A 13,436-nucleotide genomic window follows, 5' to 3' on the forward strand; every position below is an offset into this window, starting at 1 on the left:
GCATCTGAAAGACGTTTATGACTGCACGCATATTGGTGGTTGATGATATTCCGGCGAATGTGAAGCTGCTCGAAGCGCGGCTTCTCGCGGAATATTTCGACGTGCTGACGGCGGCGGACGGCTATCAGGCACTGGCGATATGCGAGCGCAACCAGGTCGATCTCGTTCTGCTCGATGTGATGATGCCGGGGCTTGACGGCTTCGAGGTTTGCGCGCGTCTGAAGGCGAGCGCGAAGACCTCGCATATTCCCGTCGTGATGGTGACGGCGCTGGACCAGCCGGCTGACCGCGTGCGCGGCCTGAAGGCGGGCGCCGATGATTTCCTGACCAAGCCGGTCAACGACTTGCAGCTCATCTCCCGCGTGAAGAGCCTTCTGCGCCTGAAGACGCTGAGCGATGAACTGCGCATCCGCGCCGAAACGGCCGAGACGATGGGGATCGACGATCTGCTGCGTGCCGGCGAAGGGCGCCCGGAAGAAGCCGGACAGATTCTATTGGTCGACAGCCGCGCCAATTCGCAGGAGCGTATCATCAAGGCGCTGAAGCCGATCGCCGATGTCACGGCCATCTCCGACCCGCAGGCCGCCCTGTTCGAAGCTGCCGAGAACGCCTTCGAACTCGTGATCGTCAATGCCAATTTCGACGATTACGATCCCTTGCGGCTCTGCTCGCAGTTCCGCTCGCTGGAGCGTACCCGTTTTCTGCCGATCCTGATCATAACGGAGCAGGGCGCTGACGATATGGTCATCCGGGCGCTTGATCTCGGCGTCAACGACTACATTGTTCGTCCGGTCGATACGAACGAACTCGTCGCCCGCGGCTTGACGCAGATCCGCCGCAAGCGCTTCAACGACCGCCTGCGCGCCAGCGTCAAGCAGACGATCGAGCTAGCCGTCACCGATCCCCTGACGGGTCTCAACAACCGCCGTTACCTCGACAATCATCTCAAGGTGCTCTTCAACCGCTCGATGGCCCGGGGGCGGCCACTATCCGTGCTGATCACCGACATCGACCGCTTCAAGCAGGTGAACGACACCCACGGCCATGATGCTGGCGACGAAGTGCTCAAGGAATTTGCCAACCGCATCCGCTCGACCGTCCGCGGCGCCGATCTCGCCTGCCGCTATGGCGGCGAGGAGTTCGTCGTGGTGATGCCGGATACGTCTCCTGAGGTGGCTGCCGCGGTTGCCGAGCGCCTGCGGGCCTCCGTCGAAAGCATTCCTTTTGGGTTGAAATCGGCAGGGCAGGAGCTGAAAGTCACCGCCTCCTTCGGTATCTCGTCACGCCTGTCCTCGGTCATCACGCCGGACCAGCTTATGAAGCAGGCCGATCTTGCTCTTTATGAGGCAAAGAACACCGGCCGGAACCGCGTCGTTGCTGCCGCAGCCTGAAGGCAATACTGTCTCGGGACCGGCGCAGGACATGGTTTTCACCGGAAAAATCCGAACATTACAAATTTGTAATCGTGGCCTTGGCAAAGGGCACACTTCTTCTGTGGAAAAGACCCGGAAATGGATCACTGCCGTCGGTGACCCTCTTAGGGTGCATCTGCCCCGGCGGTAAGAACAAAGGCGCTCTGCCGAAGAATACACGGATAGCGGCAGGCCGCTATGCAAGCAGTGCTATTTCCCGAATGGAAATGTTGCGACCTTACGTAACGTCAACATCTGGCAAAGTTACTGCTATGTGCCTATTGGTTTCTTTGCAAAGCTGGTTCATTTCCTGAGCGCCTAAGTCATTAGGCTGATCTCCACCTGCCCCAAAATTGGACTTTTAACCATAGGACCAGGCAGGAATTGCTCATCATTAAGAATTTGTTGATTTTCTTTCATTTTTGCGCAAATTATTGGCTCATAAGAGAAAAGCACTCCCACTTGAGGAGTCCGCATACCCCATGATGCTCAGGTCCGCCGCATCTCCTGGGTCGTGGGGTCCGGTCGGCTAGCTCGCAATTTTTCGCGGTTCCTCGTGCCGCCTTGCCTGCTGGCCGACCCCCTTTGCCTGAAAAACGCCGTCTTTCCCATCACGGAGAATGACGGCGTTTTTGTTTGCGCTGATAGGGCAAAAATGCAATCTGGGAATGAAAAAAGCGCGCAGCCAGACGGCGCGCGCTTTTTTAAACAACCTGAGATCAAGTATTACTTGATCTTGGTTTCCTTGAACTCGACGTGCTTCTTAGCGACCGGGTCATACTTGGTCTTCGTCATCTTGTCCGTCATCGTACGGCTGTTCTTCGTCGTGACGTAGAAGAAACCGGTGTCGGCCGTCGACAGCAGCTTGATCTTGATTGTGGTAGCCTTGGCCATGGTTGTCCTGCCTTTACGAAAATGAATGCCGTGGAAAGCCGGATGGGCTCCACGGCAAATTCTGGCGCGAAACTACGAATCCGGCCCGAAAAGTCAAGCCCGCTTTCGGAGGAAAAGCAGTCTTATGCCGGCCAGCAAGGCATAAAGCCCGAAGAAACAGGCAATCGCATATGCAAAACCATTGTTTCCGGCAACGTCGATAGCAACTCCGATTGCCTGCGGGCCGGCAACCGTGCCAACGGCATAACAGAAGACGAAGGCGGCATTCGCCGCTGCAAGATCGGAACCTGTCAGCCGGGAACCGAGGTGGCTGAGGCCGACGGTGTAGAGGCCGGCAACGCAACCGCCCCAGAAAAGCAGGACCCCTGCCATCATGATCCAGCTGTGGGACAGCAGTGGAAGCATCAGCGAGCCGATAAGGCCCATGAAGGCCATGGCAGCAAGCAGTGGGCGCTTGTCGGAAATCCGGTCGGAGAGCATTCCGACCGGGATCTGAAAGATCACATTGCCGATACCCATGACGGTCAGCAGCAGCGCCGCCTGCGATTCGGTGAAGTTCGCGCGGATCGCATAGATCGGGAACAGTGAAAGGCCGCCCGCCTCGACCGCGCCGAAAATGAAGACTGCAGCCGTTGCCGTCGGTACCAAAAAGACGTAGCGCATGAAGTGCAGCTCCGGCTTCTCTTCTAGGATCGGGCTTTCGTGTCGCGCGATAAAGATCGGGATGGCCGCAAGTAGGATCGCGGCTGCGCCAACCAGAAACGGCAGTATGCCGTCGCTGCCGAGAATCGAGAAGAGCAGGGGCCCTGCCGCGAAACCGAGCGAAAGCACTGTCGCGTAGATGCCGAGCACGAAGCCTCGTTTCGTGGGCGGTGAGGCGGCATTGATCCAGAACTCGGACAGGATGAACAGGGTCGTCGTCGCGCCGTGGAATGCAAAGCGCAAAGGGAACCAAAGCCAGAAATTCTCGGCGTAGTAAAACCCGAGCGAGCTGAGCGCGGAAATCACCACCGCCCAGAGCATTGTCGGGGCGACCCCGTATTTATGCGCGAGCTTTGTGGTGATCGGGGCGGCAGCCATGGCGGCGATCCCCGCCATGGCCGTATTCAGGCCGATGAGTGTTGAGGGGATACCGCGCTTTTCCAGGATGATGCTGAGAAGCGGAAGTCCGAGGCCGATCGCGATGCCGACAGCGGAAATCGACGAGACGGCGGCAACCAGCGACGGCCAATGGATTTCCTCGACATCGCCCGGTGTGCCGTTTCTCGGCTGAGACATGAATCCATCCTTGAATGACTGAAACGAATCGCCCGTTTGTGGCACATAGAAAGGCACACGCGTGCCAAATCCAAGTGACGGGTTGTGCTTTACGGAAAGTCCGGTGCTGATGGCAATAGATCAAATAATCCAGCTCAAGTTCACTCGGGACTGGCGCTGCGATCCTGCAGCGCCGGCGAGCGTTGCCCACTACACGCGAATTATGTCTGGACGGTGAAGGTGCAGGACTGCTTACGATGAGCGCCCGCGGCCGGGGCTATCCTAATCGTCGTGATCGTCATTCTGGTCGCCGAACCCATGCAGGCGAAGCGCCCATTGCAGGCCGATCACGCCGCCCTTGATCGGCTGGATCGAGACGAGGGCGCTCAGAACGGTGATGGGAGCCCAGATCGCCAGCGTCAGCCAGAGCGGCAGCGGCCAGATCATGTCGGTCATCATGTAGCCGCCGACCACGACGTGGCCGAGAACGAGGATGACGAGATAGGGCGGCAGGTCGTCGGAGCGGTGATGGTGCATGGCCTCGCCGCAGGCGGCGCAATGGTCGACGGGTTTCAGAAAAGCCCTGAAAAGCTTGCCGCTGCCGCAATGCGGACAACGGTTCAGCATGCCGCGCATGATGGAGCGGCCGAGCGGACGCTCGGCCTTATCTGCGTCCCCATAGCGGACCGGTTGTTCGCTCGATGCAGTGGTCATGATCGTTCCTCTTCGAGCCTCCCGACAGGCATGGAGCGCCGAAATCGGCCGCCTTGCGGAGAAGGGACGCTCCTTATTTCAAATGCAGAGCATCCCGAAAAGGATGTCCTATCGCCGCCCCCTTGGCGGCCTTGTCCCGGCCATTTTGCGGGCCTGCCGGTTGTCACGGCGGCCTGCCTTGTGGAACGAGCGCACTGCCGTCGGCATGTTGCGTCCTTCGCTTATCATCTCGAAGCGAAGCGCGCCGGCGAGCGGGATCGCTTCGGCAAGCTTTACGGTGACATCGTCTCCGAGACGGTACCCCAGCCCGGTCCTCTCACCCGACAGCGCCTGATGCGCCTCATCGTAGATGAAGTAGTCCGTGCCGAGCGTAGATATAGGTACGAAGCCGTCGGCTCCATAGTCGGGGAGGGCGACAAATAGTCCCGATTTCGTGACGCCCGATACGCGCCCCTTGAACTCTTCCCCGACACGCGTGCTGAGATGATGGGCGACCAGCCGGTCGACCGTCTCGCGCTCCGCGGCCATTGCTCGGCGCTCGAAGGTGGAGATTTCGGCGGCGATGTCGTCGAGCGCGGCCTCTTCCTGCGGTGTGATGCCGCCTTCGCCGAGACCGAGCGAGCCGACCAGCGCACGATGAACGATCAGGTCCGCATAGCGGCGGATCGGCGAGGTGAAATGCGCATATTTCATCAGGTTCAGCCCGAAATGGCCGATATTTTCGGGGCTGTAGATCGCCTGGCTCTGCGAGCGCAGGACCATCTCGTTGACCATCGTCTGATGCGGCGTGTTCTCGGCTTTTGCCAGGATGCCGTTGAAGTTGTTCGCCCGCACATTGCCGCCCTTAGCAAGCGAGATGCCGAGCGTTGCCAGAAATTCGCGCAGGACCTCCTGCTTGGCGAGGGTCGGGCCGTCGTGGACGCGATAGATCAGCACCTGGCGCTTCTTCTCGAGCGTTTCGGCCGCGCAAACATTGGCCTGGATCATCATTTCTTCGATGAGCTTGTGCGCGTCGAGCCGCGGCGGCACGACGACGCGGTCCACCGTTCCGTCCGGCTTCAGCAGGATCTTGCGCTCGGGCATGTCGAGTTCGAGCGGCTGGCGCCTCTCACGGCCGCGCCTTATCACTTCGTAGGCGTGCCAGAGCGGCTTCAGGATTGGCTCCAGCATCGGCCCGGTCTTGTCGTCTGGCTTGCCGTCGATCGCCGCCTGCGCGTTGCTGTAGGAAAGCTTCGCCGCACTTTTCATCATGATGCGGTGGAACGTATGCCCGGCCTTGCGGCCTTCCTTCGAAAAGACCATGCGCACGGCAAGCGCCGGCCGGTCGACGCCTTCCTTCAGCGAGCAGAGATCGTTGGAGATGCGCTCCGGCAGCATCGGCACGACGCGATCGGGGAAATAGACCGAATTGCCGCGCTTCAGCGCTTCGCGGTCGAGCGCCGAATTGGACCTCACATAGTAGGAGACATCGGCGATCGCTACGGTGATGATCACGCCGCCCGGGTTGTCGGGGGAAGGGTCCGGTTCGGCATAGACCGCGTCGTCGTGATCCTTCGCATCGGCCGGGTCGATGGTGATCAGCGGCACGTCGCGCCAATCCTCGCGATGCGACATCGTCGCGGGCCTGGCCGCATCGGCTTCGTCGATTACCGGCTGCGGAAAGACATGCGGAATGCCGTGCGCGTGGATCGCGATCATCGAGATCGCCTTTTCCGAGGCGACGGAACCGACGACCGACAGCACCTTTGCGCGCGGCAGGCCGAAGCGTCCGAGGCGCGCGATCTCGACTTCGACGAGGTCGCCGTCCTTGGCGTCGCCGGTATAGTCCGGATCGATCAGCATTTCTTCGCCGCGCCGTTCGATCGGCAGCAGCCGTCCGGCGCCGCCGGGGGCGGTGCGGAAAACACCCATGGTCGCGCCGCGGCGCTTGTCGATGATCTTGATGATGCGCGCGGTATAGGCCGGTCCGCCGCGGTCAGCCGCCGGGAAAATCTTCGCCACGACGCGGTCGCCCATCCCGGCAACGGGTGTCTTTCCCTTGCCCTGACGTCCGGCAGGCGACGTCTGGCGGATCGCGACGGCAGGCGCAACGCCCTGATCCTCCGGCCATTCCGCCGGCCGGGCGATCAGTTCGCCGTCCTTGTCGCGTGTGGTGATGTCGAGAACGGTTACGGGCGGCAGTGCGCCCGGCCGGATCAGCGACTTCCGTGTCTTCTGCAGCATGCCTTCCTGTTCGAGGTCCCGTAGCATGTGCTTGAGTTCGACACGGCTGTCGCCCTTGAGGCCGAAGGCCTTGGCGAGCTCGCGTTTGGACGCCTTTTGTGGATGTTCGGCGATGAAGCGCAAAATGACTTCCCGCGACGGCAATGCGCCGTGCACGATGTTTAGCGGTTCGACGGGAGCGGCATCGCGGCTCGCGCGGCCGATCTTCCCCGGGCGCTTGCCCATGGTCTTCGTTCTTTCGCGCGGATTCCTGCTCACTCTCAGCTCTTCTTCGTTTTCGCGGGCGATTTCGCTTTCGCAGCGGCTTTAGCCTTGGGCTTGGCGGCGCTTTTCATCGCCTTGCCTTCGGAAGCGGCAGCCTTTGCCTTCGGTTTTGCTCTGCCCTTGGCCGCCGGCGCCTTGCTGGCCTTGGCCGCGATCAGGGCCAGCGCCTCCTCGACCGTGATTGCCTGCGGATCCTTGCCCCTCGGCAGCGTGGCGTTCACCTTGCCCCAGCTCACATAGGGACCATACTTGCCGTCACGAACGATGATTGCGCCGCCATCCGGATGCTCGCCCAACTCCTTGAGAGCCGCCGGTGTTCCACGCCCGCGGCCGCCCGGAGCCTTGTTCGCCTTCTCGGCAATCAGCGTTACCGCACGGTTGAGACCGATCGAAAACACGTCCTCGACGCTTTCCAGATTGGCATAGCCGCCGTCATGCAGCAGGAATGGCCCGTAGCGCCCGATACCGGAGGAGATCATCTTGCCGGTTTCCGGGTGCTTGCCGATGTCACGCGGCAGCGAGATCAGCGCCATCGCCTTCTCGTAGTCGATGTCTTCCGGCTTCCAGCCCTTCGGCAGCGAAGCGCGCTTGGCATCCTTGCCGTCGCCGCGCTGGATGTAAGGGCCGAAGCGGCCGGAGCGCAGCGTCAGCTCCTCGCCGGTCACCGGATCGGCGCCGAGGTTCTTCGGTTCGTTTTGTGCCCCACCTTCGGCTTCTGCGCCGTTTTCCGAGGTGAGCTGGCGGGTGTAGTTGCATTCCGGATAGTTCGAGCAGCCGACGAAGGCGCCGTATTTGCCGAGCTTCAGCGACAGGTTGCCGGTACCGCAGACCTGGCAGATGCGCGGATCGCTACCGTCCTCCCGCTTCGGGAAGACGAGCGGCGCCAGCTGTTCGTTCAGAGAGTCGAGCACATTGGTGACGCGCAGTTCCTTTGTATCCTCGATCTGCGAGAAGAAATCCTTCCAGAAATCGCGAAGCACCTGTTTCCAGTTGAGCTCGCCTGCCGAGATCCGGTCGAGCTTCTCTTCAAGGTCTGCGGTGAAATCGTATTCGACATATTTGGTGAAGAAGCTCTCGAGGAACGCCGTCACCAGCCGTCCCTTGGAATGGGGGATCAGCTTGCGCTTGTCGATCGTCACATATTCGCGGTCGCGGAGCGTTGCGAGCGTCGCGGCATAGGTGGAGGGACGGCCGATGCCGAGCTCTTCCATCTTCTTGATCAGTGTCGCTTCCGAATAGCGCGGCGGCGGTTCGGTGAAGTGCTGCGTCGAGTTGATTTTCTGCTTTGCGAGGTTCTCGCGCGCATTGATCTCCGGCAGGCGGCCGCCTTCGTCGCTCTCGTCGCTCTGTTCGCCGTCTTCCTTCTGGTCGGTGTAAGCGGCAATGAAGCCGTCAAACCGGATGACGGATCCGACGGCGCGCAGGCCAGCCTTCTGGCCATTGTTGTCAGCAATGATTTCGGCCGTCGTGCGCTCGATTTCGGCCGAGGCCATCTGGCTCGCAATGCCGCGCTTCCAGATCAGGTCGTAGAGCTTGATCTGATCGGCATCGAGGAATTTCCGCACACGGTCAGGCGAACGGTAGAAATCCGTCGGACGGATTGCTTCGTGCGCTTCCTGGGCGTTCTTCGCCTTGGTGGAATAGAAACGGGCCTTCTCCGGCATGTAGCTCTCGCCGAACTGATCGACGATGGCGCGTCGCGCCGCATCGATCGCCTCGGGTGCCATCTGCACGCCATCGGTACGCATATAAGTGATGAGACCGACCGTCTCGCCGCCGATATCAACACCCTCGTAGAGTCTCTGGGCGATCTGCATCGTGCGCGATGCGGAGAAACCAAGCTTGGAGGAGGCCGCCTGCTGCAGCGTCGAAGTCGTGAACGGCGGTCCCGGGTTGCGCTTGACGGGCTTTGCCTCGACGCTGTCGACGACATAGGCTGCACCCTCGAGCAGGGATTTCAGCTTGGCGGCGTCTTCGCCATTGGCGATCGATCGCGCCTGCAACCGTTTGCCATTGGCTGCAACCAGCTTGGCCTCGAATTCATCCCCGCGCGGCGTCTTCAGGAGGGCCGAGATGTTCCAGTATTCTTCCGAGATGAAGCGCTCGATCTCGGTTTCGCGGTCGCAGACGAGACGCAGCGCAACCGATTGCACGCGACCGGCCGAACGGGCGCCCGGCAATTTGCGCCAGAGAACCGGCGAAAGATTGAAGCCGACGAGGTAATCCAGCGCGCGGCGTGCGAGATAGGCATCGACCAGCGGTACGTCGATGTCCCGGGGCTCGGCCATCGCGTCCAGAACCGCCTTCTTGGTGATGGCGTTGAAGACGACGCGCTTCACCGACTTGCCGTTGAGCAAGCGCTTCTTGTTCAGGACGTCGAGCACGTGCCAGGAGATCGCTTCACCTTCGCGATCCGGGTCGGTCGCGAGGATGAGCCCGTCGGAAGACTTCACCGCGTCTGCGATATCCTTCATGCGCTTGGCCGAGGCGCTGTCGACCTCCCAAAGCATTTCGAAGTCCTGGTCAGGAAGAACAGAGCCGTCCTTGGCAGGCAGATCGCGCACATGGCCGAAGGAGGCGAGCACCTTGTATCCGGAGCCCAGATACTTGTTGATCGTCTTGGCCTTGGCAGGCGATTCCACCACTACAACATTCATCATGATTCTCTAAAAAACTACCGCGCCCGGCGAGGAGAAGAGCGTAATACTTGCCGCTCGAAGAATACCGGCCCTCCGACATGGACAGGGAAATCGTTCCGGTCAAGGGGTTTGCTGAATTTAGGCGTTACATCCAGTGCAACCAAAGAGAGATTAAGAACGCATTGCAATTTGCGGTGCCCGTTTTTCAAGTGCGGCCAGGGTTCTTGCAAGCAGCGGTCCGAAATCGTCCAGAGACCACCCTCATGGGGCCCAAGGTTGAAAGGAAGAACAGCGATGGATCGGCCCCGCGGGGAAAAATCGCACCCATCCGCCAAATGTCGCCGAAAAGGAAGAGGTGGATCATGCCGTGCTGTCTGATCGAGATGGCCTATGTCGAGGCCGAGCCTCACGAACCGCATGTAGGAAGCTCAATCGCCCATCGCAAGGCAGACGAGGCAGCCGGCATGCCGGTGCAGCCTTGCGCCGATATCAAGCTCAAGCAGAAACGCGATAATCGCCGAGGCGGAGAGCCCGGCGTGCCGGGTGATCGTATCGATCTGGACTGGCCTCGGCCCCAGCGCATCGGCAATCCTGGCGCGCTCGAAAACATCGGGTGGCACCATGTCCCTTCCGCCAGCGGGGCACTTTCGATCTGTCTCACGTCGACGAAGGGGCGCCGAATTTGCACCAGTTCCAGTTCCCGATATGCCTCGGCTTCGGCGCGCGTCGCACCGCCGCGCGACGAGAGCACCGAGCGCGGTTTGCTCCAGCCGAAATGATTGATGAGGTCGCGGAAGGTGGGCGGGCATTGTCGGAGCGATCAGCCGCAGCCAGGCAATCCGTGCCTTTTCGTCAGCGCAATTCCCTTCGGCCTTGCCCTTGCCGCGGCCATCTTATCCCTTTGCCCCGATCTTGCTCTCCGTCCCACTCATGAGGCGGGAAATGTTGGCTTTGTGCTTGTAATAGGAGATGGCCGACATCACCGCCATGACCGCTGCAACCTTCTCGGCCCCCAGTAGCCACAATGCAACCGGGATGACAAGCATCGCGACCAGCGCCGACAGCGAGGAGTAACGGGTCGTAAAGGCAACCGCGAGCCATACGGCGCCGAAAAGCAAAACCATGACCGGCGCGACGCCAAGCAGCGTGCCGATATAGGTAGCAACGCCTTTGCCGCCCTTAAAGCCAATCCAGACTGGGAAGAGGTGGCCGATGAAGGCGAAGAAGCCGGCAATGATGCCCGCTTCCCCGCCAAGGAAATATCCGACGATCCAGGCTGCGGCCGACGCCTTCAGCGCATCGAGCAACAGGGTCGCAGCCGCAAGCTTCTTGTTGCCGGTGCGCAGCACATTGGTCGCGCCGATATTGCCGGAGCCGATGCTGCGCACATCGCCGAGCCCCGCCGCCTGCGTCAGGATAAGGCCGAAGGGGATTGAGCCCAGCAGGTAGCCCATGGCGGCCGCCGCAAGCGCCAGCGGCGGTGTGATCTGCCAGGTCATCATGTCAGAGACCATTTACTCCATCCCTTTCGTCCAATGGACTTACCCCTCATCCTGACCACTCCTCGCAAACGGGGCGAGGCAACCTGCACAGCGCGCCCTTCGCGAAGGACGAAATGCCGCCGCGAGTCACTTTCACCACGCCTGCGGGGAGAAGGTGCCCGGCAAGGCGGATGAGGGGCACTCCCACTTTATTCCAATCCGTAAACCAGCTTCCCCGCGACATAGGTCGCGACAGCCCGTCCGCTGAAGCGCGCATCCTCGAAAGGCGTATTCTTCGAGCGCGAGAGAAGCATGTCTTCCGAGACAAGCCAAGGCTCGTCGAGATCGATCAGCGCGATATCGGCTTTGGCACCCGGCTTTAGCGTGCCGGCTTTCAGGCCGAAGATCTGCGCAGGGCGCGTCGACATCGCGTCGATCAGCCGCATCAGACTCACCTGGCCGCTGTGGTGGAGGCGCAGGGCCGCTGCAAGCATCGTCTCAAGACCCACTGCGCCATCAGCCGCTTCGCCGAAAGGCAGCCGTTTGGTATCGACATCCTGCGGATCATGCGAAGAAACGATGATGTCGATTGCGCCTCTCGCCAGCGCATCCACCATCGCCACGCGGTCGCCTTCGGAGCGCAGCGGCGGATAGAGTTTGAAGAAGGTACGGTACTCGCCGATGTCGTTTTCGTTAAGCGCCAGGTTGTTGATCGAGATGCCGCAGGTCACCTTGGCGCCGCGGCTCTTCGCAAGCTCGATCGCCTCGACCGATTCCGGTACCGAGATCATCGCCGCATGATACGTGCCGCGTGTCAGCTGTGCGATGCGGAGGTCTCGTTCAAGAGGAATGAGCTCCGCTTCCTTCGGAATGCCCCCGAGACCGAGCCAGCTGGCAAGCAATCCTTCATGCATGACGCCGGTGGCGCCGAGATATTTGTCGCGGGTCTCGCAGGAGATGACAGCGCCGAATTCCCGCGCATAGGTCATCACCCGCCGCATCACCTGCGTGTCGTGAACGCTGGAACGACCATCCGTGAAGGCGACGGCTCCGGCTTCCATCAGCAGGCCGATCTCGGTCATCTCCTCGCCGGCCAGATGTTTGGTGATCGCCGCAGCCGGATAGATGTTGACGAGCGCCGTGTCCCTCGCTGTTTTCTTGACGAATTCGACCAGCGCGATGTCATCGATGACAGGATCGGTGTCTGGCATCATGATGATCGAGGTGACGCCTCCGGCCGCCGCCGCCCGGCTCGCCGAAGCGATCGTCTCGCGGTGTTCGGCGCCCGGCTCGCCGATATTGACGCATGCATCGACCAGGCCAGGCGTTGCGACGAGACCGCTGCAGTCGCGAACCGTGGCACCCTCCGGCGCCCCCTGGTTCTGCGCATCCTTTCCGGCTGCCGCAATCATGCCGTCCTTGACGATGATCGTGCCGATCTCATCGAGATTGCGCGAAGGATCGATAATGCGAACATTCTTGAGAACGATCGAGTTCATCATGCCCGCGGCCCCCGGTTCTGAGACACAAGCAAAGTCTCCATCACCGCCATGCGCACCGCGACCCCCATTTCCACCTGTTCGGCAATCACGCTCTGCGGTCCATCCGCCACCTCGGATGAGATCTCCACCCCGCGGTTCATCGGCCCCGGATGCATCACCAGCGCGTCGTCCTTGGCAGCTTTCAGAGTTTCCGCATCAAGCCCATAGAAATGGAAATATTCCCGCACCGAAGGCACGAAGGCGCCGGACATCCGCTCGCGCTGGAGGCGCAGCATCATAACCACCTCGGCGTCCTTCAGCCCTTCCTTCATCGAGTGGAAGACCTCGACGCCCATCTCCGCGATGCCGGCTGGAAGCAGCGTCGCCGGTGCGACGACACGGACCCGCGCGCCCATGGCATTCAGAAGCAGGATGTTCGAGCGCGCCACCCGCGAATGGAGCACGTCGCCGCAGATCGCCACGATGATGCGCGACAGCCTGCCCTTGGCGCGGCGGATCGTCAGCGCGTCGAGCAGCGCTTGCGTCGGATGCTCGTGCTGGCCGTCGCCGGCATTGACCACCGAGCAGGAGACCTTTTGCGCCAGGAGTGCGGCGGCACCGGCGCTCGAATGGCGGATCACCAGCACGTCCGGGCGCATCGCATTCAGCGTCATCGCCGTATCGATCAGCGTTTCGCCCTTCTTCACCGAGGAATTGCCGACCGACATATTCATGACGTCGGCGCCAAGGCGCTTTCCGGCGAGTTCGAAGGAGGCTTGCGTCCGTGTCGAGGCTTCGAAGAAGAGGTTGATTTGCGTCAGGCCGCGAAGGGTCGATGTCTTCTTCTCGCGCTGCCGGCTGATCTTGACGGCCTCATCCGCCTTGTCGAGCAGGTAGGTGATATCCTGCTCCGTGAGGCCTTTTATGCCGATGAGGTGGCGGTGGGGAAAGAAGACCATGAACCTGCCTCTTGCTGTGTCACGCGCTCTATAATGAGTGGCGCGGTGAGGGGCAAGCATGTGCTGCCGACAAAGGCTTACGTCCCCATGCAATTTTGTCGTAAATCGGCTA

At 61.0% G+C, this 13,436-nt stretch carries 10 protein-coding genes; 1 reads left to right on the forward strand and 9 read right to left on the reverse strand.

The window, feature by feature from the left end; genetic code table 11:
- Positions 1–17: 17 nt before the first annotated feature.
- Positions 18–1,391 carry a PleD family two-component system response regulator gene (locus tag RGR602_RS07420; protein WP_039844583.1) on the forward strand — a complete coding sequence of 458 codons (1,374 nt, stop codon included), beginning with the start codon at positions 18–20 and terminating at the stop codon, positions 1,389–1,391.
- Positions 1,392–2,138: 747 nt separating this feature from the next.
- Here the strand turns inward: RGR602_RS07420 and rpmG are convergent.
- The 9 genes from rpmG to RGR602_RS07470 all read right to left on the reverse strand — a co-directional run bounded on the left by rpmG (position 2,139) and on the right by RGR602_RS07470 (position 13,324).
- Positions 2,139–2,306, reverse strand: coding sequence for a 50S ribosomal protein L33 (rpmG, locus tag RGR602_RS07430; RefSeq protein WP_003547442.1), 168 nt, complete (start codon positions 2,304–2,306; stop codon positions 2,139–2,141).
- Between the two features lie 93 nt (positions 2,307–2,399).
- Positions 2,400–3,584 carry an MFS transporter gene (locus tag RGR602_RS07435; RefSeq protein WP_039844585.1) on the reverse strand — a complete coding sequence of 395 codons (1,185 nt, stop codon included), beginning with the start codon at positions 3,582–3,584 and terminating at the stop codon, positions 2,400–2,402.
- A 261-nt stretch (positions 3,585–3,845) separates the two neighbouring features.
- Positions 3,846–4,277: a DUF983 domain-containing protein gene (locus RGR602_RS07440; RefSeq protein WP_039844586.1), complete on the reverse strand. Its 432-nt coding sequence runs from the start codon at positions 4,275–4,277 to the stop codon at positions 3,846–3,848.
- A 108-nt stretch (positions 4,278–4,385) separates the two neighbouring features.
- Complete coding sequence (rnr, locus tag RGR602_RS07445) at positions 4,386–6,758, reverse strand: ribonuclease R (RefSeq protein WP_039844587.1); 2,373 nt, start codon at positions 6,756–6,758, stop codon at positions 4,386–4,388.
- A gap of 2 nt (positions 6,759–6,760) precedes the next feature.
- Complete coding sequence (topA, locus tag RGR602_RS07450) at positions 6,761–9,421, reverse strand: type I DNA topoisomerase (RefSeq protein ID WP_039844588.1); 2,661 nt, start codon at positions 9,419–9,421, stop codon at positions 6,761–6,763.
- 410 nt (positions 9,422–9,831) lie between these two features.
- Complete coding sequence (locus RGR602_RS39630) at positions 9,832–10,212, reverse strand: DprA-like winged helix domain-containing protein (RefSeq protein WP_170251232.1); 381 nt, start codon at positions 10,210–10,212, stop codon at positions 9,832–9,834.
- An 84-nt stretch (positions 10,213–10,296) separates the two neighbouring features.
- Entirely contained in the window at positions 10,297–10,917 is a 621-nt protein-coding gene (gene plsY / locus RGR602_RS07460; protein ID WP_039844590.1) for a glycerol-3-phosphate 1-O-acyltransferase PlsY, read from the reverse strand.
- A 176-nt stretch (positions 10,918–11,093) separates the two neighbouring features.
- A complete protein-coding gene (locus RGR602_RS07465) occupies positions 11,094–12,386 on the reverse strand; it encodes a dihydroorotase (protein WP_039844591.1) in 1,293 nt (430 codons plus the stop codon).
- Positions 12,383–13,324, reverse strand: a complete 942-nt coding sequence (locus tag RGR602_RS07470) for an aspartate carbamoyltransferase catalytic subunit (RefSeq protein WP_039844592.1) — start codon at positions 13,322–13,324, stop codon at positions 12,383–12,385. The genes RGR602_RS07465 and RGR602_RS07470 overlap by 4 nt, the downstream gene beginning before the upstream one ends.
- Between the last annotated feature and the right edge of the window lie 112 nt (positions 13,325–13,436).

Source organism: Rhizobium gallicum bv. gallicum R602sp (assembly GCF_000816845.1).
Taxonomy (GTDB): Bacteria; Pseudomonadota; Alphaproteobacteria; order Rhizobiales; family Rhizobiaceae; genus Rhizobium; species Rhizobium gallicum.